The 20,518-nt window shown below is 67.8% G+C and carries 20 protein-coding genes and 2 pseudogenes; 9 read left to right on the top strand and 13 right to left on the bottom strand.

Annotation, left to right across the window (positions count from 1 at the left end; all coding sequences use genetic code 11):
- Positions 1-52: 52 nt before the first annotated feature.
- From F4562_RS16205 to F4562_RS16230, 6 genes are all read right to left on the bottom strand, one after another.
- Entirely contained in the window at positions 53-373 is a 321-nt protein-coding gene (locus tag F4562_RS16205; RefSeq protein WP_184537127.1) for a hypothetical protein, read from the bottom strand.
- The gene (locus F4562_RS16210) at positions 370-798 is read right to left on the bottom strand and encodes a plasmid replication, integration and excision activator (protein ID WP_184537125.1); all 429 of its coding nucleotides are present in this window, start codon (positions 796-798) and stop codon (positions 370-372) included. Before F4562_RS16210 ends, F4562_RS16205 begins: the two co-directional genes overlap by 4 nt.
- Positions 799-910: 112 nt before the next feature.
- A complete protein-coding gene (locus tag F4562_RS16215; RefSeq protein WP_184537123.1) occupies positions 911-1,645 on the bottom strand; it encodes a GntR family transcriptional regulator in 735 nt (244 codons plus the stop codon).
- Positions 1,646-1,799: 154 nt separating this feature from the next.
- The gene (locus F4562_RS16220) at positions 1,800-2,063 is read right to left on the bottom strand and encodes a hypothetical protein (RefSeq protein ID WP_184537121.1); all 264 of its coding nucleotides are present in this window, start codon (positions 2,061-2,063) and stop codon (positions 1,800-1,802) included.
- Complete coding sequence (locus F4562_RS16225; protein ID WP_184537119.1) at positions 2,050-2,379, bottom strand: hypothetical protein; 330 nt, start codon at positions 2,377-2,379, stop codon at positions 2,050-2,052. The genes F4562_RS16220 and F4562_RS16225 overlap by 14 nt, the downstream gene beginning before the upstream one ends.
- Before the next feature lie 311 nt (positions 2,380-2,690).
- Positions 2,691-3,476: a GntR family transcriptional regulator gene (locus tag F4562_RS16230; protein ID WP_184537117.1), complete on the bottom strand. Its 786-nt coding sequence runs from the start codon at positions 3,474-3,476 to the stop codon at positions 2,691-2,693.
- 72 nt (positions 3,477-3,548) lie between these two features.
- Here F4562_RS16230 and F4562_RS16235 point away from each other — a divergent pair, with 72 nt between their 5' ends.
- Positions 3,549-3,998 (top strand): NUDIX hydrolase, encoded by a 450-nt coding sequence (locus F4562_RS16235; protein WP_184537115.1) that lies wholly within the window; start codon positions 3,549-3,551, stop codon positions 3,996-3,998.
- A gap of 495 nt (positions 3,999-4,493) precedes the next feature.
- Here F4562_RS16235 and F4562_RS16240 read toward each other — a convergent pair whose 3' ends face one another.
- Positions 4,494-5,489, bottom strand: a complete 996-nt coding sequence (locus F4562_RS16240; protein WP_184537113.1) for a hypothetical protein — start codon at positions 5,487-5,489, stop codon at positions 4,494-4,496.
- 410 nt (positions 5,490-5,899) lie between these two features.
- On the opposite strand from F4562_RS16240, the gene F4562_RS16245 reads away from it, so the two are divergent.
- The gene (locus F4562_RS16245; RefSeq protein WP_184537111.1) at positions 5,900-6,094 is read left to right on the top strand and encodes a hypothetical protein; all 195 of its coding nucleotides are present in this window, start codon (positions 5,900-5,902) and stop codon (positions 6,092-6,094) included.
- Positions 6,095-6,591: 497 nt separating this feature from the next.
- On the opposite strand, the gene F4562_RS16250 is transcribed toward F4562_RS16245, so the two are convergent.
- Complete coding sequence (locus tag F4562_RS16250; protein WP_184537108.1) at positions 6,592-7,419, bottom strand: protein phosphatase 2C domain-containing protein; 828 nt, start codon at positions 7,417-7,419, stop codon at positions 6,592-6,594.
- 235 nt (positions 7,420-7,654) lie between these two features.
- On the opposite strand from F4562_RS16250, the pseudogene F4562_RS16255 reads away from it, so the two are divergent.
- Both F4562_RS16255 and F4562_RS16260 read left to right on the top strand, forming a co-directional pair.
- Positions 7,655-8,676, top strand: a pseudogene (locus F4562_RS16255) (IS5 family transposase).
- Between the two features lie 91 nt (positions 8,677-8,767).
- Positions 8,768-9,789 (top strand): annotated as a pseudogene (locus F4562_RS16260) (IS5 family transposase).
- Here F4562_RS16260 and F4562_RS16265 read toward each other — a convergent pair.
- A complete protein-coding gene (locus F4562_RS16265; RefSeq protein ID WP_184547679.1) occupies positions 9,778-10,101 on the bottom strand; it encodes a hypothetical protein in 324 nt (107 codons plus the stop codon). The pseudogene F4562_RS16260 and the gene F4562_RS16265 sit on opposite strands and share 12 nt — an antisense overlap.
- Positions 10,102-10,233: 132 nt before the next feature.
- Positions 10,234-11,208, bottom strand: coding sequence for an Imm53 family immunity protein (locus tag F4562_RS16270; RefSeq protein ID WP_246474081.1), 975 nt, complete (start codon positions 11,206-11,208; stop codon positions 10,234-10,236).
- Between the two features lie 382 nt (positions 11,209-11,590).
- On the opposite strand from F4562_RS16270, the gene F4562_RS16275 reads away from it, so the two are divergent.
- Positions 11,591-12,415, top strand: a complete 825-nt coding sequence (locus F4562_RS16275) for an RDD family protein (RefSeq protein WP_184547675.1) — start codon at positions 11,591-11,593, stop codon at positions 12,413-12,415.
- 295 nt (positions 12,416-12,710) lie between these two features.
- Positions 12,711-13,031, top strand: a complete 321-nt coding sequence (locus F4562_RS16280; protein ID WP_184547673.1) for a hypothetical protein — start codon at positions 12,711-12,713, stop codon at positions 13,029-13,031.
- Positions 13,032-13,125: 94 nt separating this feature from the next.
- Here the strand turns inward: F4562_RS16280 and F4562_RS16285 are convergent, their stop codons facing one another.
- Positions 13,126-13,848, bottom strand: a complete 723-nt coding sequence (locus tag F4562_RS16285) for a response regulator transcription factor (protein WP_184547671.1) — start codon at positions 13,846-13,848, stop codon at positions 13,126-13,128.
- Positions 13,848-15,137, bottom strand: a complete 1,290-nt coding sequence (locus F4562_RS16290) for a sensor histidine kinase (RefSeq protein WP_184547669.1) — start codon at positions 15,135-15,137, stop codon at positions 13,848-13,850. Before F4562_RS16290 ends, F4562_RS16285 begins: the two co-directional genes overlap by 1 nt.
- A gap of 229 nt (positions 15,138-15,366) precedes the next feature.
- Between F4562_RS16290 and F4562_RS16295 the strand changes: the two genes are divergently transcribed.
- Positions 15,367-16,632 (top strand): serine hydrolase domain-containing protein, encoded by a 1,266-nt coding sequence (locus F4562_RS16295; RefSeq protein WP_184547667.1) that lies wholly within the window; start codon positions 15,367-15,369, stop codon positions 16,630-16,632.
- Between the two features lie 184 nt (positions 16,633-16,816).
- Positions 16,817-17,377 (top strand): suppressor of fused domain protein, encoded by a 561-nt coding sequence (locus tag F4562_RS16300; RefSeq protein ID WP_184547665.1) that lies wholly within the window; start codon positions 16,817-16,819, stop codon positions 17,375-17,377.
- Positions 17,378-17,695: 318 nt separating this feature from the next.
- On the opposite strand, the gene F4562_RS16305 is transcribed toward F4562_RS16300, so the two are convergent.
- Complete coding sequence (locus F4562_RS16305; RefSeq protein ID WP_184547663.1) at positions 17,696-18,364, bottom strand: putative DNA-mimic protein; 669 nt, start codon at positions 18,362-18,364, stop codon at positions 17,696-17,698.
- Between the two features lie 385 nt (positions 18,365-18,749).
- Between F4562_RS16305 and F4562_RS36355 the strand changes: the two genes are divergently transcribed.
- On the top strand, positions 18,750-20,504 hold the full coding sequence (locus tag F4562_RS36355) for a cytochrome P450 family protein (RefSeq protein WP_184547661.1): 1,755 nt from the start codon (positions 18,750-18,752) through the stop codon (positions 20,502-20,504).
- The last annotated feature ends 14 nt before the right edge of the window (positions 20,505-20,518 follow it).

Genomic DNA, 20,518 nt, shown 5'->3' on the forward strand with positions numbered 1-20,518 from the left:
GAGAGTCGAGGGGCCGCCGGAAGTTGCCGCTTTCGGCGGCCCCGCTTGCGTGTCAGGCCGCGGCCTCGCCGGAGGCCGAGGCGGTGGAATCGGTCACCTGGTCGGTGTGTAGGCGTTCGCACGCCGTCAGGTAGCGGGTGGCGGCGTCGGCGAGCTGCCGGGCGAGCGTGAGGTCCTGGGCGGTGACCGGGCCGCCGCCGGTGGTGGAGATCGACACCCGTGCCTGGAGGCCGGAGATGTCCAGGACCGGCCGGTGTCGGTCGGCGCCCAGCACGCTGACCGCCAGGTCGGCGGTGCGGAAGGAGATGCCGAGCCGGGTGCCGGCCTCGTCGATCGACGCGGTGACGAAGGTATAGGGGGCGGGCTCGGTCATGCCGCGGCCTCCTTGACCGCGCCGTTCTGCTTGACCGGAGTGCCGGTGGTGCGGGGAGCGCGCAGCGCGGTGGCGCGGATGGAGTAGGCCAGGCGGCCGGTGTTCTGCGCGACGTAGGGAGTGACGGTCATGCCGTCGAACTCGACCGGCACGAACGGCAGCCCCGGCAGCGCGGGCGGGACGACCGGCTGCACCGGGGACAGGAGCTTGACCGAGACGGTCTTCTGCCCGGCCTTGACGTTCGGGTCGGCGTCCATGACGGCGACCTGCCAGATGAGTTCGCCGGTGGTCTTGTCCTTGGCGAACACGGTGCGTCCGCCGGAGGAGGCGTCGAAGTCCTTGACCTGCTCGATCTCGCCGACGATGTAGCAGCCGTGCGGGAAGACCTGCTCGAAGGTGACGGGGATGGGGCCGTGGATGGCCATGATGTTCTCTCCTGTCGAACTGTCGATAACTCGTACTGTCGAGTTACAAGCTAACTGAGGAACGGATACTCGACAATACGAGTTTCCGTCGTGTCGTGTGATCTGTGTCACATCACAGGGCGTAGGTGTCCTCCAGCTCATGGAGCACCCCGGGAAGCGCCACCTCGATGAGCATGACCAGCCGGTTCGCCGCGAACACCCGCGCCACCACGCCCAGCACCGCCGCCGTCGTCTCCAGGCCCAGCAACTCCCGCTCTTCCCGGGACGGATGACGCGCCGCCAGCCGCTCGGTGACGTGATCCAGCCGCAGCCCCTTGACCGCCTGCATGTGCTGGCGAATGCCCGCCGACAGCGGCACCGCCTTGCCCAGATCGGTCCCCTCGGCCAGCTCGATCGGACACCAGAAAGTGATCAGCTCGCACGGGTCGGTGCCGTCGCTCAGCAGCACCCGGCGCATCACCACCGGCGTCCCCTCCGGCAGGGCCAGCGCCGCGGCCACATGCGCCGGAGCCGGACACGCCCCCGCCTCGACCACCGAACCGCCCTGCACCGCTTCGGCGCGATCGAGCACGGCGCGGGCCGGCCGGGAGAAGTCATCCTCAGCCACCGGCGGAGCCGCCTTCACATACGAGCCCTTGCCGTGCTCGCGATCGATGAAACCGCGCAGCTGCAACACCTGAAGCGCCCGCACCACGGTGGGACGGCTGACCGCGAACTCCCGGATCAGCTGTGTCTCCGACGGCAGCTGAGAACCCGGCGGATACGTACCGTCAGCGATCTTGTTCCGAATCGCCGTGACGATCTGCGCATACTTCGGAGGAGCGTACTCTTCCCCGGAAACAGACATGACAATAACCCAACTGCTCGACTTATCGTCAGCATAGACGCGGACGGCCTACCTCACCTAGCTGGTCACCTGCACAAACAAGAGCGCGGCGGCGCGGACGCCGGGAGGCCCTCCGCCGATGTCGTCGCCCGCACCGCCGCACTCGCCCATGGGGTCAGGGCGCCGGGCGCGTCGGTGCACGCTGCCAGGTCTGGCCCTCCAGCCGCTTCTCCGCCTCCAGGTGACGCGCCAGTTCCGCCAGGGTGGCCCCGCACCGGACATCGGACAGGCCGTGATGGCGCCCATAGACCGAGATGCCCGCCCGCCGCACCGCGTACCAGCCGCCCCCGACCGCCTCGCAGATCGTCCAGGCCCGCCCGAAACGCGCCACCAACTGCGCGAGCGTCACCGGCGCCTCAGCCCCCTCAACGCGGCCCATGGTCGACCCCCTCGGGCAGCACCGGCCCCTCACGGCGCAACTGCGCGTACCACAGCGCCACCCGGCGCGCCGCACCCTCAGGCTCCGACGAGGAATGCCAGGCATAGACGAAGCGCCGACGCCGCGCGTTCCAGCTGGTACGCCACCAAAACCGCTGCCCGTCGCACCAGACGACCAGGCCCACCCAGACCGACACCAGCGCCAGCCGGTGGCCCTCGTGCACGTCGGCGGAGATCCGCAGGCGGCCCAGTTCGGCCCGCAGGGACTCGGCCGCCTCCCGCGGCAGGACCGCCCCCAAGCCCACCGGCCCGCTCACGACGCCCGCCCCGAAGCGACGTCCGGCCGCGCCGGCTCGACCGCTTCCGCCGGGTGCGTCCCCCAGCAGGCCGAGCAGTCATCACGCACCCGGAAGAACGGCACCGCCTCCCGCGTCCCGGCGAGCAAACCGCCCCGCGGACTGACGTACTTCCACCCCCGCCCCTCACAGGACACGCACTGATTCGTCATGAGGCCTCGCCCTTCGGGTCCACTGAACCGCGCCGGAGATCAACCACTACAGACGCCTACTCGTCTATAGGAGTAATGGTGCAAGACATTTATGACTCCTCTAGAGGAGTTCGTCAAGTCCTATCGCGCAGGCAGCTCGTACGAGAGCACATAGGCGTCACTGGACATCACCGTGTCACACACCTCCACGGCACGACCGTCGGTGTCATACGCCGTGCGGACCAGGTGAAACACCGGAACACCGGGAGCCAGCTTCAGCGCCCGCACCTCGTCGCGCAGCGGCATCCGGGACCGGATCTCCTCCACGAAGTGGTCCAACCGGTGACCCAACTCCTCCAGCCGGGCGTAGATCCCACCCGGACCGCTGTCCGGCTGCTCGATCCGCGTACCTCGGGCGATCTGCGCCGGGATGTACGACACCGCCGTCTCCACCGGCTGACCGTTGATCAGATACCGGCGCGACCGCCGGATCACCTGATCCTCCGAGGAGAGTCCAAGCCGCTCGGCCACATCCGCCGACGCCCGCTCCTCGGTGATCGCGATGGAGTCGACGGACGGCTTTCCGCCGGCCCCTTCCGTCTCCGCGATGAACGCCGCCTTGCCCTGCTCGCGATGGCGACGCGCGAACCGGTCGGAGGCCAGCCGCCGCACCGGAGGATGCGAACGGACGAAGACACCCCGCCCATGCTCGGCCACGGTCAGTCCTTCACCCTGGAGGACCTGGAGCGCGTTGCGGATGGTCATCCGCGCGACCCCGTAATGTTGCATGAGCCGAGCTTCCGAGGGCACCTTGTCGCCTTCGGCGAGGACACCCTGCTCGATCACGGTACGGATGTGGTCGGCGATCTGCCGGAAGACGGCCCGATCACTGGTCGGGTCTAGATCCGGCAACGGCAGCTCGGCCACGACCACTCCTCAACTCGTACATACGTGTACCGCCGTTCGAGAATAGCGATCAGCGGCCCCGGAGGTAATGCGATGGATCACCACAACACGCACTCGGTCAGCGTGGCCGGTGTGATCATCGACGACCAGGGCCGCGCGCTCCTCACCCAACGCCGCGACAACGGCCACTGGGAAGCACCCGGCGGAGTCCTGGAACGCGACGAGGACATCACCGCCGGCCTGCTCCGCGAGATCCGCGAAGAGACCGGCCTGGAGGTCGAACCCGTCACCCTGACCGGCGTCTACAAGAACATGGCCCGCGGCATCGTCGCCCTGGTCTTCCGCTGCAAGGTCATCGGCGGCCACCTCACCGAAACCGACGAGACCCGCGCCTTCCGCTGGGTCACCGCCGAGGAGGTCCGGGAACTCGCCTCCGAAGCCTTCGCCATCCGCGTCCTCGACGCCATGCACCACGACCAGCCGCCGGCCATCCGCCACCACGACGGTACCCGCCTGCTCGGAACGCCACAGCTTCACGAGTGACGCACCGGCACGTACCGCGAGCACTGCCGAATTGTTCTCATGGGTATCAAGCGCGGCGGCGCGGCGCGCCGCCGCACGGCCCGCCGCCCGCCAGCCGTCCGGGCATGCGGCCTGGGGGCCGGTCCCGGCCGGCGCGGGACTCCGGGCCGCGCACCGCACCCACCGCCCGCCGTACCCGACCACCGGCCGCCGCACGAGGGCCGCACCGCCACCCCGAGCACAGATCAACACGCCGGCCCAGGGTGCTCTTCCCAGGTCGCGGACGGTTGCACCCGACGATCGCCAGAAGACGGCTGATCCCCGCTCAGGGCCGGGGGCGATCGCAGGTCTGGGACTTCGTTCCTCAGCCCCAGCCCACCGAATACCGGGCAGCCGTCCTACGCAAAGGTATCGAGGTCACGTACTCATTTTCCCAATCAGTCGTGTACCTGGCCATGGTGCCTTGCATGAGTGATGAGAGAGTCCTCCATGCTGGGATTTTCGCCCGTGAACTTTCTATTCCTCGCCAGGTATTGCTTGTTGTGATATCCCCGAAGTGATCTTGAATGCGTCGCGCGACAGTGCGCCTTTGCTAATCTTGAAATGATGCGACTGGAGTGGAGATCGAAAGCTTGAAACTTTTCCATTATCGTAACGATTGGCATTTGGAACTTTCTTGATCAGTCCGTATTTTGCCAGAGACTGGTGGCTCTCATAAGAATCTCGGCTCAGTGTGTACCTCTCGACTCTAATGTGAGATGGAGAAAAAATTCCATGTGAATCGTGGGCCTCTTTGTGTTGCTCTTTCAGGTCGAGGAGCATAAGGTAGGTTGCGATTTCTGCAGGAGAAAGTACATGGACCCATCCCATCAAGAAGAAGTCTATGGGTAGCTTTAGTGTGTCCTCCTGGTCAAGCGGAACGCTATACCTGACAAGCGAATTGCTTTGAGTAGGCATGCCGCTCTCGTTTAAGAGCCTGAATCCTTGGAATCTGTCATTAGTGTGTTTGCCCCCCGGAATCTCTACGAGAAGCTCTCGCTCCAAGTGGAGAAGGGCTTTTTTTATCTGGCGAAGGCGATTATCTCTAGGGGTTGCTGGCGCTTTCGCGCTCGCGTGGGTTGCGAGCAAATCTAGCCATGCCACCTCGTCCGTTTTTGGTTGAAGCGGTCGGTTATTCTTCGGTTCGACGCCCGGTTGACATCTGGATTGAGCTTCAAATAGGCAAATTAGAAATAGCTGAATTGCGATTCCGCGAGACGAGATAAGTGAGGTGAGTGGAGAGCGATCCCATGACGGGGAGAATTCTTCGATGGAATCACTCTTGTCGAGGCTTAATCTAAATGGCTCATATCTCGCCAAAATGAAAGCGCGGCGGATGTGGACTTCCCAAATATGTCTACGCGAGCGATAGTAGAGATTTTTGCAGGAGTTGCGCGCATGGGCATAGATCTTTGCATTGGCCTTCAACTTCTTCGCTCTAGTCTCTAGCCGCTGTGCACTTTCGGTACTCACGGTCACCTTCTTCTGACCTGTTGACCCGCATCCAGTGTCGCGTGCGCGCGTGCGCGCGCGTGACTACATAACTGCATGCGGGGCAACAGGTCAATGGCTCGATGGAGCGCTCTCCTTCTCGGGGTATCACGATGGACGTGTCAAGGCCTCTCGGCATCGAGAGGAACAGGAGTTCAAGCATGAGTACGAGTGTGGAAGGGGGGCGGTAGCCGCTAGAGGGCTCGGAACCGGTACCAGCGGTTCCGAGCCCTCTAGCGGTATAAAACACCGGACTCCAAGCTTGGATCCAGGCGCTAGGTAACTGTTCCTGCACGTGCAGACTAACCAGCGCTTGTGCCCATGAGCAATCGGCGGTCCGGCGCCGCTCGGCGGGATCACGACCTTGCCTTGTCACGTCATGAGGAGAATGAATGGGCAACACCCAGGGCCTTTGGGTGGCAGTCATCGCCACCGCAAGCTTCGTTGTCGGCATCATTGGGGGAACTCTGGCCTGGATTGGAGGGACTCCGGCCGCGCTTGCGGTACTTATTGGTGCGGGGGGGTTCGCAGGCTTCATGACCCTCGCCCTGGCCATCGCTAACTTCATGGCTCGGGCACAGTCCTAACTTCTGCTCCGTAGACCAGGCGATCGGTGGGTCGGGGTTCGTCCTTCAGCCCGGCCCACCGGGTGTCGACGTGTGGGATATGTGCGGGATGATCTTCGGTGGCTGAAGGTCAGGCAGAAGTCTTCGCCCTGGTCAGAGGTACTGTCATTGCTCGGAACGCAGCCCTCTTGAAAACCGCTAGGGCTGGTGACAGTCCTCGTGGGTTCGAATCCCACGCTCTCCGCCGACCTTGAGAAACGGCGTCTGACCAGGGGGTTTCCCCGGGTGGGACGCCGTTGATCGTTTCGGGGGTACGCAGCCGTGTGCCGCCGTGAGCGGCCCCATGTCGCTGGTCGGGGGACGTCCGAGGGATGGAACGGGCGTTCCCCAGCTCAGCATGGAGAAAGAAGCCCCGGGGTAGTCGGGACCCTCCCGTCACGGCTCGCGGGCTCACGCCGCGGGCGACATCGACCGTCCTGTCCGTGACCTGGGAGACGGCTGATGGTGGGTGGAGCAGGTCAGATGCGGCAGTAGGCCGCAGTGGCGTCGTCGAAGGTCTTGCCGCGGGGCCAGCGCGTGCCGTGGAGGTCGGAGCGCTCGGCCTCACGGACCCGGCGGATCAGCTCGGCCGGACCATCATGGTCGAGAAGGCCGAGGAGCTCCCGCCAGGTGGCCAGGTGGAAGCGGTCGACGAGGCGGGAGGCGCCGTCGCTCAGCACCGCCATGGCGCGTACCCGGTCAGCGGAGATCGTGCCGGTGAGGGCCTGGCCGGCTACGAGGGGATCGACGGAGGCGACCCAGAAGCCGCCGTCGCGGTTACGGTGGTCTCGCAGGGTCTCCACGTACGCCCGATGGGCGGCGACGTGCTCGGGGCTGCCCGAGGCGAGGGCGTCCATGGCCGCTCGGTAGGCCGCACCGACCTGGGCTTCCCGAGCATCGCAGATGACTGTCGGCTCCGCCGTGCCGGCCACGTCCAGGACGAGGACGGAGTCGGCCAGGACCAGCCACTCCAGGGCGTCGTCCGCACGGCGGAGCATGACCACGGTGGCCGAGGGTGAGCCCGCGTGCGCGAGGTCGCAGGTGAAGTCGTGCAGGGACGCCACGGCCTTGATGCCCTCGGCGAGGATCGCGGTCAGGGGCTTGGCGTTCTGCGTCATGGCTGCGAGAAGGGTGGAGCCGAGACAGCGTACGTACCAGGCGACCCCGTGCGTACAGCCCGACTCCGAACCGGCCGGGGTGCCGGCGCCGTCCAGCAGGACGACCGCGTCCGGGGTGGCGGCGATGAAGTCCTCATTGGGGCGATCGGGATGGCCGGGGGCCGCTTCGGTGGCGAAGGTGACGCGCATCGGCTTCAGGGCTCCTCGTACCGGTAGAGGGGACTGGCGAGTTCCGTCCGGATGGGTTCCCCGGTGGCCGGGTCGTATTCGACGCCGACCACGCAGGAGAAGCGGCTTTCATTGTCTGCCCCCACAGAGCGGCGATTTCGGAGCGCGAGAGACATCAGCCCGTCTAGGAGCTGTTTGGGGTTCGGATCTAGGTGGGGTCCGGTGGTGAGCCGGCCGCGGCTGGTAGAACTCGGACGTGGCGCGCTTTGATGTGACGGATGCCGAGTGGGCGTTGATCGAGCCGTGTCTGCCGGTGGCGGCCACCGGGCCGCTGCCGCGGCGGATGCGTGATCAGTTCAACGGGATCCTGTGGCGGTTTCGCACCGGGTCGGGCTGGCGTGATGTCCCGGAACGCTACGGGCCCTGGTCCACGCTCTACTCCCGGTTCAACGGCTGGGCCAGGGCCGGGGTGTTCCAGGCTCTGATGGACGCGTTGATCGCCGAGGCCGCATCGCGCGGGCAGGTCGGGCTGGAGCTGGTCAGCGTGGACTCCACGATCGTGCGGGCGCATCAGGAGTCGGCCGGGCTGGCGGTGGCCGGGGAGACCCTGGATGCGCTGGAGCAGGCCCTGACCGAGGAAAAGGGGGCTCCGCTGCCGGAGCAGCCGCCGGTGCTGCGGGTGATGCGCCGCAGGTCGCCCTCGGCGCGGACGGCGCGGACGCGTCGTCGGACCAAGATCGTGCCGCGCTGCGGCGACGCCGCAGGGCCCGGGCCAAGGCTGCCGGGCTCGGCCGATCCCGGGGCGGGCTGAGCAGCAAGGTCCATGCCGCGGTCGACGCCGCCGGGCTGCCGCTGGCTTTCGTGCTCACACCCGGGCAGGCCGCCGACTGCCCGCAGTTCATCACCGTCGTGGACAAGATCCGCGTTCCCGGTCCGGTCGGCCGGCCCCGCACCCGGCCGGACGCGGTCGCCGCGGACAAGGCGTACTCGTCCCGCGCCAACCGCGCCTACCTGCGCAAACGCCATGTCAAGGCGGTCATCCCAGAGAAGAAGGACCAGGCCGCCAACCGCAAGAAGAAAGGCAGCCGGGGCGGCCGGCCCGTCAGCCACGACATCGGCCTGTACAAGGAGCGCAACACCGTTGAACGCTGCTTCCAGAAGATCAAGGCCTGGCGTGGTCTGGCGACCCGTTACGACAAAGCCCCGGAAAGCTACGAGGCCGGACTCCACCTTCGAGGCTCGATCATGTGGCTGAAGCTCCTCACCTCAACCGCATGATCCGAACCCCGAACAGCTCCTAGGAGCTGTTTGGGGTTCGGATCTAGGTGGGGTCCGGTGGTGAGCCGGCCGCGGCTGGTAGAACTCGGACGTGGCGCGCTTTGATGTGACGGATGCCGAGTGGGCGTTGATCGAGCCGTGTCTGCCGGTGGCGGCCACCGGGCCGCTGCCGCGGCGGATGCGTGATCAGTTCAACGGGATCCTGTGGCGGTTTCGCACCGGGTCGGGCTGGCGTGATGTCCCGGAACGCTACGGGCCCTGGTCCACGCTCTACTCCCGGTTCAACGGCTGGGCCAGGGCCGGGGTGTTCCAGGCTCTGATGGACGCGTTGATCGCCGAGGCCGCATCGCGCGGGCAGGTCGGGCTGGAGCTGGTCAGCGTGGACTCCACGATCGTGCGGGCGCATCAGGAGTCGGCCGGGCTGGCGGTGGCCGGGGAGACCCTGGATGCGCTGGAGCAGGCCCTGACCGAGGAAAAGGGGGCTCCGCTGCCGGAGCAGCCGCCGGTGCTGCGGGTGATGCGCCGCAGGTCGCCCTCGGCGCGGACGGCGCGGACGCGTCGTCGGACCAAGATCGTGCCGCGCTGCGGCGACGCCGCAGGGCCCGGGCCAAGGCTGCCGGGCTCGGCCGATCCCGGGGCGGGCTGAGCAGCAAGGTCCATGCCGCGGTCGACGCCGCCGGGCTGCCGCTGGCTTTCGTGCTCACACCCGGGCAGGCCGCCGACTGCCCGCAGTTCATCACCGTCGTGGACAAGATCCGCGTTCCCGGTCCGGTCGGCCGGCCCCGCACCCGGCCGGACGCGGTCGCCGCGGACAAGGCGTACTCGTCCCGCGCCAACCGCGCCTACCTGCGCAAACGCCATGTCAAGGCGGTCATCCCAGAGAAGAAGGACCAGGCCGCCAACCGCAAGAAGAAAGGCAGCCGGGGCGGCCGGCCCGTCAGCCACGACATCGGCCTGTACAAGGAGCGCAACACCGTTGAACGCTGCTTCCAGAAGATCAAGGCCTGGCGTGGTCTGGCGACCCGTTACGACAAAGCCCCGGAAAGCTACGAGGCCGGACTCCACCTTCGAGGCTCGATCATGTGGCTGAAGCTCCTCACCTCAACCGCATGATCCGAACCCCGAACAGCTCCTAGCCCAGTGTGAATCGCTGATCTCGGGACAGCCTGGTGGCTCCACGATCTCAACGCCGACGGGCGGCGCTACAGCCCTCGCTCTTCCATCATGTACAGCACCGCTGGCCGTCATCCAAGACGGGGACGGGCCAGCCGAGAGAACCCTCTCTTTTCGCAGCTCCTCCCTCTGCCACTCAAGGAATGACTCATCCAGCGTGAGGTGGTCGGCGTCTGTGAGTGGTCGCACTCGACAATCCAGCGGGGCGGCGGTGTTGAGCGTCGGCACGGCGGCTAATACCATGATCATCATTAGGGTCACGCTCCGCCTCTTCACGCGTCGTCACTCCCCGTCGCTCACCAGTGCAACCAGCGAGGTCAGCAGCATGAAGCATCCTGATCGCGGACGGAAGGGCGTCGATGCCGGGGATCGGTTCTGCACGTGTCAGAAGGCCAGGCTGTATCGCGTGTAGTGGTCGTCGGGTGGAGTGAACTCCATGCCGTTCTCATCAAGCGCGTTGTAGATCGTCACTTGGCCGTTCGGAAAGCCGAAACCCAAAGACACGATCGTCCCCTCCACGAGATCCCTGTCCCTCCACATCAGCAGGTCCACTGCCGAACAAGGCTGCCCGACCAGTGCGGTGAGTTCATCTGGTACGTCGTCTCGCCACGCGAGGTGAAAGTCCGGCCAGTCGGGCGAGCGCACCGGATCGATGGTGTTCCAGGTGATGGAGAGCTCGTCGAACTTCCAGTGGTTGATCTCGACCTGTTCGCCCTCGAAGTCCAAGAGGACCGGGCAGTCGGCGAACCACTTGTCCTCGTCAAGATCCCACACCAGCAGCGCTCGGGTCAGTCGTCGGTCGACGAGGCGGCCCAGTCTCGCCCCATGAACAGCAGTGATCGACGAGCGTCCGCTCAACCATTCCGGCCTGTATCCGGGGATTCCGAAGTTGAACATTCGGTGATTATGTCGGATGCCGTCGCAGGGGCTTCCCGGGCAGTCGTCTTTTGCCCGCCCGGGGAGAGCATCGGTCAGGGGTGAGACAGCATTGCCGGCGGAGTCTCGAAATGCTTCCGACACCTCACCGAGGTTCAGAGGCCCATATGCTCCTTCGAAGTGGATTCCGTCGTTCCGGGCGTGCCCCCAGTCATCCTTGGCGCGTTCCACCACTAGGCGGTCCGGCAAGACCCCGGCAAGAGATGTGTTGACGAGGTCGGCCTTCAGGCGCCATCCCGGATTGTCCAAGGTGTCGACTGTCACGCCGTAACTGTGCTCCCGGTCGTCATGACAGCAGGAGGCGTATCGGGACTGAAGGAAGACGGGTGCATCCTTGATCGCGTGGTGAGTCTGCCGGCCGTGTCCGTCGCGTGAATAATGTGGCGGGGAACGAGGGGAACGGCGGGGAGTCACGGTGAACATGATCACTGTGCCGAACTGCTTCTCCGTAGGACGGTCATGATCAACATGCGTCTTTCCGGACGGGTGTCTGGAGGTTTGATTTCCTGGTTTGCGTAAGCGGAAATAGCTTTCCGCTGATTTTGGCCAGTTGTCGGCGCGTGTCACCTCAAGATCGATAAGGTGTGTCCCAGCCTATGAAGGGACCGCCTTGTCGAGCTCCCCCCCGTTGTCGAGGCCGGCATTACTGACCTGGATGGTGGCCGCGGCCGTCGCCGCCTTCCCGACGTGGGAGGAGTGGCGCTTTCGGCTTCACCCCGGTCCGGTCAAGATGTACGCATGCGTGGGTTCCGGGTGGTCGGAGGCGTCACCGCTGGACGCCCTGCGAGGTGATCTCGATGGGATCATGCAGAACGTGGAGGCGTGGGCTGTCCCGGCACTGTTGGTCCTGGGGGGATTTCTCGCCTGCCTGGGCCGCAGGAATCCACGGAGCACAGGCCGGCGAACGGCAGGTGTTCTCGTCCTGATCGCGGTCATCAAACCGGTCACCCCCCTCTACGCCTCGGCGGAGGTGTGCGACGGTATCCCCATCCTCAGTACCGAATGGTTCGCCACGGTGATGAGCAGCTGGGGAAGCACCCAGCTCTGCCTCCTGGGTGCCGCCGCGCTCGTCCTGCTCGTCACCCGGATGATGAGCGATACCACCTCGAAACGACCGGAGGTCGCCTCGTCGACCGGTGTGACCTGGCGCCGGCCGGTGGCGCTGCTGGTCGACTACGCGATCGTCGTCGTGGTCCTCACCTTCGTCGTCCAACCCATTCTGTTGCTGACCGGCGTCGACGAGTTCTCGCCCTCCATCCGCCTGCGTTACGGGCTCTTGAACGAGGCGGAGCTCTCGCTGGACAACGCGGATCCCGAACGGTTACCCGCCCTGTTCGCTGTGTTTCTGTATTTCTGGGTGCAGCACAGTCTGTGGGGACAGACACCAGGCAAGCGTCTGCTGCGCATCCGCCTCGTCTCCACGCGGACGACGGTACGGCCGACGGTGGGAAGGACGGCCCTCCGCACGCTGATCTTCCCGATTCTGGTCTTCGTGCCGTTCTACGGGCCGATCGTTTTCATCGTGGACGGGGTGTGGGCGCTTCTCGACCCTGAAGGCCGGACGCTTCATGACCGGTGGGCGAACACCGATGTCACGCGGAAGGTGCCGAACGTCCAAGCCGGGAAGTAGTGGAACCGTCAGCCGGCCCTCACCTGGGCCCTCCACCTTGACCCGTCTGAGGTGGTTGTGCCCGCTGCGTGCCCATCAGGAGGGTGACCAAGCTGCGTGCCCATCAGAAGGGTTACCAAGGGGGAATCACGGGGACTCGCGGGGAGAGCCGATCCCACCCTGACCTGGAGCGCCGCAGACCACCGGATTGTGTGTACCGCAGTCTTCCAAGCTGGGGGCAAGGCATCAGGCCCTTGCTGCTCTAACGCCTCGTTCGTGAAACACCGGACTTGTCCGTAGGTATTGGATAAGACGGGTGATTGTGGAAGATTCGACGTGCTCCAGGTTTGGCCGGGCATGCCGCTACTGGCTGATGGCGGCCTCGGGCGTTGCTCTGATTGTCGTAGTAGGAGTCCATCTGGCCGGTCGCGATGACTCGGAGAAAACGAGTCAATCAGCCATCACACCGGTCGAGGAGGACGACGCGTCGAACGCGAAGATCATCAGCAAGGACCAGCGCATCGATGTCGACACCTTCCACCAGAAGGACAGTCCACTGTGGCCGCTGATCGAGGATTTCCGGAGTGTCATCCCTCAGAACGACTCCGCGGCTGCAGATTCCGGGGAGGAGAAGTGATCGGGCTGTCGAGCAGTCGCATTTCCCGTTGTCCGGAAGACGTGGAGCATCTCAGGTGGGAGCGGCCCGTCCATGCCGTACTCCGGTGGCGGCTTCACCCAGAGGCGTCCCGGGCTGGGCCCTCCAGCAGACCGGCCTCGTAGGCCAGGATCGCCGCCTGGACGCGGTTCTCCAGTCCGAGCCTGGTGAGGATGCGGTTCACCCGGCTTTTGACCCCGGCCTCCGACAACCCCAGGCTCCTGGCGATCTGGACGTTGGACAGCCCTCTGGCCACCAGGATCAGTACCTCGCTCTCCCGTGCGGTGAGCGCGCCGAGGCGCCCGGTCCGCCTCGGCGCACGCGGGCCGGTTCCGGAGCGCGGCTCGGCGAGCAGGACCTCCGGGATGGTGGTGAACGCACCGATGAGCCGCCGGGTGACGGTGGGGGCCAGCATGGCCTCCCCCGCGGCGACCGTGCGGATGGCGTCGGCGAGCTGGTCGGAGGAACTGTTCTTCAGCAGGAACCCACTGGCGCCGGCACGCAAGGAGGCGTGGACGTATTCGTCCACGTCGAACGTGGTCAGCATCAGCACGCGCGGGCGTGGATCCCCGTGCGGCCAGTCACGCAGGATGCGGCCGGTCGCCTCGACGCCGGTCAGGCCGGGCATGCGCACGTCCATCAGCACCACGTCGGGCCTCAGGACGAAGGCCGCGGCCACGGCCTCCTGGCCGTCGGCGGCCTCCCCCACGACGCTCAGCCCGGCACGCCGCTCGATCATGACGCGCAACGCCGACCTGACCAGCTCCTGATCGTCGGCGACGAGCACGCGGATGGACATCACGCTGCGCCTTCCGAGGAAGGTTCGGCGGGCGACGGGGCCGGCACCGTACCCGCGAGGCGGAAGTCGGCCTCTGTCCGCCATCCGCCGTCCTCACAGGGGCCGGCGCGCAGGGTGCCGCCGAACAGCGCGACACGTTCGCGCATGCCGATGAGGCCGAGTCCGGAGCCGGCCAGCGGTGCGTGCGCCGGTGCCGGCGGCCCGTTGCCCACCGTGACGGTCAACCGTGTCTCGTTCCGGCGCACGACGATCCGTACATCGGTCGGGCCCGCGTGTTTGAGGACGTTGGTGAGCGCCTCCTGGACGACCCGGTAGGCCGAGACCTGCACCGCGGGCGGGAGACCGTCCACCGGGTCGGCGTCGATCTCCGTCCGGCACCCCGCGGCGGTGGCTGCGGCGGCAAGCCGGTCCAGGTGGCGCAGGGACGGTTCCGGCCGCAAGCCGGACGGGTCGCGGTCGTCGACGAGCAGCCCGAGCAACCGCCGCATCTCGATCAGCGCGGCGTCGGCGGCCGTCCCGATCCCCGTCACGCCCCGGTGGACCAGCGGGTGGCCGGGATCGTCGGACATCACGTCGGCCGTGGCGCGCGCCTGCATCGCGATCGCGCTGACGTGGTGGGCGACCAGGTCGTGCAGGTCCCGGGCGATGCGTGCGCGCTCGGCCACCACCGCGCGCCGGGTGCTGATCTCCCGCTCGGCACGGAGCCTTTCCGCCAGTTCCCGCAAACGGGCCGCGTCGGCGTGGATGTGACGTTGAGAGACGCCAAGCCGCCAGACTCCCACTGACAGCGCGACGACCAGCATCACCGCGGCAGGGCCCGCCACCGGCTCCCGCGGGACCGGCAGGCTCAGCCACGGCCCGGCGAACTCCGGTGTCAGCACCGCGGCCGCGACCACGCCGACCACGGCGGTGTTTCCCGGTGAACGCGCGTGACGGGCGACGGCGTAACCGGCGAAGAGGATGCACACTCCGTCCTTGAAGTCGACCATGGGGTCGGCCAGCTCGTAGGCAACGTAGGCGGCGGCGACCGCTGCCATGACCGGCCACGGGTGCGATCGGCGCCATACCAGCGGCACGGCCTGCATCAGCAGCAACGCGGTCACCCTCGCCCCGTCGGCCGTGCCGACGGGGAGCCCCTCGCCCAGCCGCAACAGCAGCGTCAGCGCGGCCAGCGCGGCCGCGAGCAGCCCGTCCGCGAGCAGTGGACGGGCCTGGAGACCCCGCCGCGTCGCGGAGACCGAGGCGAAGATCCGCATCGCGGGGATCGAGCCTGGGAGGATTGCCTTCATTCGCCTCAGGGGTCCGGACGCCGGCCAGGCCGACGATCACCTGTACACGGCCAAGCGTAGGACACCGGTCTCGCCGGGGGAACGCATCCAAAGTTGCGTCCATGTCCGCTCACTCCCCCCACAAGCTGATGAGACTCCGGGCTTATGTCCGATCCGGCGGACGATCTCCCTTCCTAGGGTCGAACCATCCGCCGAGACCACCGGCACCGACCACGAGGAGGACCATCCCATGAACCACCCCGTTTCCCGGCCCACCGCTCCTCGGCCCACCGCTCCCCGGCCTTCCGGCGCGTCGGCGCCGCAGGGGGGCGGGCGGCGCCTGGCGGTGTTCTCCGCAGCCTGCGCCGCGACCGTCGTCCTGGCCGGCTCCCTCGTGTCATCACCCGCCTCCGCGTCCGCCTCCGGTCCGGAGGCCGAGCGCGCCGCCACCGCTGCCGGGTACGGCCGGGTGCAGCTCCAGCGCGATGTCGACACCCTCCGTAAGATCGGGGTCATCGGCGTCGACGCGCAGGTGGTCACCGCCGACGGCGGACGCCTGGTCGCCACCGGCGGCGTCGCCGACCTGCGGACCAAGCGGCCTGTCCCCGCGGGCGGCCACACCCGGATCGCCAGCGTGACCAAACTCTTCGTGGCCACCGTGGTCCTGCAACTCGCCGAGGAGGGCACGCTGTCCCTGGACGACACCGTCGAACGCTGGCTGCCCGGCGTGGTCGAGGGCAACGGCAACGACGGCAGCGTGATCACGATCCGCCGGCTCCTCCAGCACACCGCCGGCGTCCCGGAGGCCTACCCGGCCTTCACCTCGGTGGAGCAATACCTCAAGCACCGCTACGACCCCTTCACGCCCGAGCAGATCGTGGCCGAGGCCATGAAGAAGAAGCCGGACTTCGCTCCCGGCAAGGGCTGGATGTACTCCAACACCGGCTACATGCTGATCAGCATGATCATCGAGAAGGCCACCGGCAACCCCTGGCACGTCGAGGTCCGCGACCGCATCAGCCGACCTCTCGGGCTGCGGCACACCCGCTGGTCGGGCGCCTCGGTGGACGTCCCCTCACCCCACGCCAAGGGCTACCTGGTGGGTGTGCGGAACACACCGGTGGACGTCACCAAGCACTTCGACGGCGACGCGGCCGGCGGCCTCATCTCCACCACCGGCGACGTCAACCGGTTCCTGCGTGCCCTGGCGGGCGGCAGGCTGCTGCCGCCCGCGCTGCTGAAGCAGATGCGCGCCACCGTCCCGGCCACGGCGTTCGAGGCGACCTGGCCGGGCGTGCGCTACGGACTGGGAGTGATGTCGCGTCCGCTGTCGTGCGGTGGCGTCTACTGGAGTCACGGCGGTGACGACCTCGGGTACCGGACCCGCACCGGCGTCACCGCCGACGGCCGGCGCAGCGTCGTGCTGGCGATGTCCACCCAGTTCGGCGACGCCCGCACGCAGGCCCAGGAGAAGGCCGCCGGCGAGCTGGTCGACCGCGCGCTCTGCGGGAGGTGAGCCGAACGCGCTTCCCCGGCCGGCCCGGCTCCCGCAACCGATCCCGTCAATCCTTCGTACCGGGCGTTCTCCCGCATCCGGTCCTGCGTATCGGGCGTTCTCCCGCGTCCGGTCCCTGCCAGGAGGTGTCCTCGGAGAGTACGGATGATCGTCCGGAACGGTGATCTCACGGCAGAATCGGCACATGCAGACCCGCGTTGAGCGCTACCTGGCGCATCTGGACGATCTCTCCGGCGGACAGGAGCCGAAGTTCACCCCCTTCCGTTCGACCAAGCCGGGAATGCGCGATGTCACCGCGATCGTCTACCACGATTTCCCGAAGCCCGGATTCGTCACCGGCCTGACCTACGGACTGTCGCTGTCCGGCCATTCCTGCTGGACCCGCAGCACACCGGAGCTGTGCATCAGCGTGCGCTCCACCGATGACGCCTGGGCCTGGGCGATCGCCTACCTCGCCGAGCGACTCCGCGGCGGCGACTGCCACTTCGCCTACGGGGACACCATCGGCTTCGGGGAACGCATCTCCAAGGAGAGCGACATGGACGCCTTCGTGCTCTCCACCCCTGCCGGACTCGCCGAGGAGGACTTCCTGGGTATCGATGTCGGCGACGACCTCCCCGTCACCATCATCGGCTGCTACCCCATCCACTCCAGTGAACGCCGCTTCATCCAGGACAACGGCCTCGACGCCTTCCGGGACCTCGACTGGGACCCGTACGACGTGACCCGCGCCACAGTCGTCTGATCACCGTGCCGGATCTTCTCCTGGACGGATTCGAACGGTTCCGGCGGCGGGGATGGACGTCCGTCGGCCGGCCCCGGCGGGACGACGACGGCGCGTGCGATCGTCCACGGAGGTGAATCACCTGCCTTCGGTATGACCGGCCCGCCGGACGCCACGGCCGGGCAGGGGCGCCGCGCCGTGAGCAGGGTCATCCCTCCTGAAAGCACGACGAGCACGGCCATGACGGATTCGCCATCCGGCTCGCCGGCTCCGGAAGGCGAGCCGGCGAGCCGCGGCGTCGCGGCCGGGGGTCAACCGCCTGTAGCCGTGGAACCGTCCCTAGTGGAAGATGATCGCGCAGTCGGTCGCGATGCTGGCCCGGCACGCCTCGTGCAGGGTGAGCCACACCACGGACTCGATCTCGAACGGCGCGCTCTGCGGCAGCTCGAACACCCGGGCGGCTTCGGCGTCCGACAGGGACCCGTCCTCCTCGAGCCGGATGCCGATCGCCGGAGCGCACCTGCGCAGCTCCGCCAGAAGCCCATGGCTCGATCCGATGACCTCGGCCCCACCGCCCCTCGCCCCGCCGCCCCCCGCCTCGTCGAACAGGAAGATCGGGTCGTCGAAGTCGACCGGCACGAAGTAGCCGTCGTAGTCGGAGTGGCAGAGCAGGTGGGAGGAGAGCAGGATGGCCTCCTCCACGACCAGGTCGTTGTCCCGGGCGAGCTCTTCCTGGCTGGAGACCGGCGTCACCGCCCCCCCGCTCCTCACGAGGGCGACGACCCTGTGCAGGTAGCGCAGGTAGCCGTACGGGAACGAACCCACATGGCTGCGCATGAACGGCGGTGTGCCCTCCGGCCCGCGCCAGACCGGGTCGTCCGGCTGCCGCCAGGTCACACCCTCCTTCGCCAGGACCGCGCTCAGCCTGTCCATCTCCGCGCGGCGGTACGCGTAGCCCTCCTCGTCGATCGCAAACGTCTCGATTCCCACAGATATCGCAAGACCCATGCGGCGGAACGTAACCCTTCCGTCCGACAGTTCTCATGCGCCGCCGCCCGGAGTCGTACGGACCGCGCGACTCCGGAACCGGGCGGCCCGTTATCCGGAGTCTTTTAGGCCGTTATCTGGAGCCGCACGGGCCGTCATCCGAGTCCGTGCGCGCCGTCCCCGGCGACCGGGCGAGCCCTCACCGGGGCGGGGGCCGGTGGGAGGGGGCCGCGCTCCCCGGCGTTTCACGCCCCGAGAAATCGCAGCTCACCGGCCCTGTCGTCGCCTTCACAAGTGATCCACAAGAGAAATGCAAGTGCGCTCAGCGCCAATGTGCGAGGGCCAGGAAGTCGTTCCGGATCACGCTACCGCGGGAGGGAACCAGATGATGGCGACTGTCAGCGATGTGACCGAAACGACGGACGTGACCACCCTGCGGGGTGACGGATCGGGGCGGGACGCCGCGGGCCGAGTCATTGTGGTCCTGAACCCCGGGGCCGGGAGCGGCCTGTTGAGGAGCGAACTGACGGACCGGGGCTGGCAGGTGCGCATGGCCGACCTGTCCGGCGGCGATCTCGCCGGGTGTGTGGAGGGGGTCACGGACCTGCTGGCCGCACCGGACAGCCCGGCTCGCGCCGTGCTCCTCGGGTACGGCGAGGCGGGGCGGGCGGCGATGGAGATCGCGGACCGTCATCCGGAGCGTGTGGTCGCGGTGGTGACCGTGACTTCCCCGCGGGGTGAGGCCGCGGTGACGACCACGGGTTCGCCGCAGGACGAGACCGCGGTGGTGACGGTGGATTCCCGGGATGCGGTGGTGAACGGGAGTTCCCCGGCCCCGGTGGCGGCCGTGGATTCCCCGGGCGTCGGCCGGCTCCGCGCGTCGGACCTGTCCTGCCCGGTGCTGGCCCTCAACACCGCCGACCCACGGGCCGTGGTGTCGGCTGCCGTGTCCTTCCTGGACGGGTTGCACCGGCCGGTGGACGCCCCGCGGACGTGCCCGGCACGCCTGCCGGCACTCACCCCGGTCCTCCTCAACGACCCCGACGTGATCGGGCAACTGCGTGAGGCGGGGCCGGCGCACCGGCTCAACGCGGCCGGTGTGGCGACGTCCTGGATTCTGACCGGGCACGGGGCGACCACCACGACGCTGGCCGACTCCAGGCTGGTCGCGGACGTGGCGATCACCCCCGGGTTCCGGTTGCAGTCTCCGGACGTCACGCACCGGGGCGAGCAGGACCTGATCACGATCGAGGGCCGGGAGCACGCCCGGCTGCGCCGGCTCGTCGGCCAGTACCTCACCCCCAGGCGGGTGGAGACGCTGCGTCCGCGCATGCAGCGTGTGGTCGACGACCTGCTGGACGGGCTTCCCCCCGGCGAGACGGTCGACCTCCTGCGGAGGTTCGCGCTCCCGTTGCCGACCGTCGTCCTGTGCGAGCTGTTCGGTGTGCCGGAGCGGGACCGCGGCTACATCCACGAGTGGCTCGTGGAGAGGATGCGCGCGGTGCCGCCCGTCGCGCACGACGACGTCGACGACTACCTGCGCGCGTTGATCGAGGAGAGGAAGAGCCGCCCCTCGGACGACCTGCTCGGCTGGGTCGTCGAGGCGGAGGGCGACCGGCTGTCGGAGGACGACCTCGTCGCGGCGGCCAGGTTCCTGATGGTGGGTGGGCACCGGGCGCCGACGACCCTGCTGGCGAGCGGCGTCGCCGCCCTGCTGCGGGACCGGGACCAGTGGACGCGTCTCGTGGACGACCCCGGCCTGCTCGACGGCGCGGTCGAGGAACTGCTCCGGTTCGTCACCCCGTTCCCGGTGGGTCTCGCCCGTCAGGCGACGGCCCCGATCGAGATCGGGGCCGCGCGGATTCCGGAGGGCGATCTCGTCGCGGCCTCGCTCGTGGCGGCCAACCGGGATCCGGCTGTCTTCACCGACCCCGACGTGCTCGACGTCGGGCGGGCGGCCAACCCGCACCTCGCCTTCGGGCACGGCCACCACTACTGCCTGGGGGCGGCGCTGGCGAGGGCCCAGGCGCAGATCGCCATCGGCACGCTCGTCCGGCGCTTCCCGGCCATGGACTTCGCCGGTGACTCCCGGAGCCTGCACTACCGGCAGAGCCGCGTGCGCTACCTGCTCGAACTGCCGGTCGTGCTCGAACCGAAATAGCCACCGCCGCCCCC

It is taken from the genome of Streptosporangium becharense (assembly GCF_014204985.1).
Lineage (GTDB): Bacteria > Actinomycetota > Actinomycetes > Streptosporangiales > Streptosporangiaceae > Streptosporangium > Streptosporangium becharense.

What these genes read in the sequence shown, in the direction of transcription:
- F4562_RS16275 (WP_184547675.1), top strand. Translation starts at nt 11,591, where the DNA reads ATGCAGAACGTGGAGGCGTGGGCTGTCCCGGCACTGTTGGTCCTGGGG.
- F4562_RS16300 (WP_184547665.1), top strand. Translation starts at nt 16,817, where the DNA reads ATGCAGACCCGCGTTGAGCGCTACCTGGCGCATCTGGACGATCTCTCC.
- F4562_RS16305 (WP_184547663.1), bottom strand. Translation starts at nt 18,364, where the DNA reads ATGGGTCTTGCGATATCTGTGGGAATCGAGACGTTTGCGATCGACGAG.
- F4562_RS16215 (WP_184537123.1), bottom strand. Translation starts at nt 1,645, where the DNA reads ATGTCTGTTTCCGGGGAAGAGTACGCTCCTCCGAAGTATGCGCAGATC.
- F4562_RS16250 (WP_184537108.1), bottom strand. Translation starts at nt 7,419, where the DNA reads ATGCGCGTCACCTTCGCCACCGAAGCGGCCCCCGGCCATCCCGATCGC.
- F4562_RS16210 (WP_184537125.1), bottom strand. Translation starts at nt 798, where the DNA reads ATGGCCATCCACGGCCCCATCCCCGTCACCTTCGAGCAGGTCTTCCCG.
- F4562_RS16285 (WP_184547671.1), bottom strand. Translation starts at nt 13,848, where the DNA reads ATGTCCATCCGCGTGCTCGTCGCCGACGATCAGGAGCTGGTCAGGTCG.
- F4562_RS16205 (WP_184537127.1), bottom strand. Translation starts at nt 373, where the DNA reads ATGACCGAGCCCGCCCCCTATACCTTCGTCACCGCGTCGATCGACGAG.
- F4562_RS16220 (WP_184537121.1), bottom strand. Translation starts at nt 2,063, where the DNA reads ATGGGCCGCGTTGAGGGGGCTGAGGCGCCGGTGACGCTCGCGCAGTTG.
- F4562_RS16290 (WP_184547669.1), bottom strand. Translation starts at nt 15,137, where the DNA reads ATGAAGGCAATCCTCCCAGGCTCGATCCCCGCGATGCGGATCTTCGCC.
- F4562_RS16235 (WP_184537115.1), top strand. Translation starts at nt 3,549, where the DNA reads ATGGATCACCACAACACGCACTCGGTCAGCGTGGCCGGTGTGATCATC.
- F4562_RS16270 (WP_246474081.1), bottom strand. Translation starts at nt 11,208, where the DNA reads ATGTTCACCGTGACTCCCCGCCGTTCCCCTCGTTCCCCGCCACATTAT.
- F4562_RS16295 (WP_184547667.1), top strand. Translation starts at nt 15,367, where the DNA reads ATGAACCACCCCGTTTCCCGGCCCACCGCTCCTCGGCCCACCGCTCCC.
- F4562_RS16265 (WP_184547679.1), bottom strand. Translation starts at nt 10,101, where the DNA reads ATGATGATCATGGTATTAGCCGCCGTGCCGACGCTCAACACCGCCGCC.
- F4562_RS16245 (WP_184537111.1), top strand. Translation starts at nt 5,900, where the DNA reads ATGGGCAACACCCAGGGCCTTTGGGTGGCAGTCATCGCCACCGCAAGC.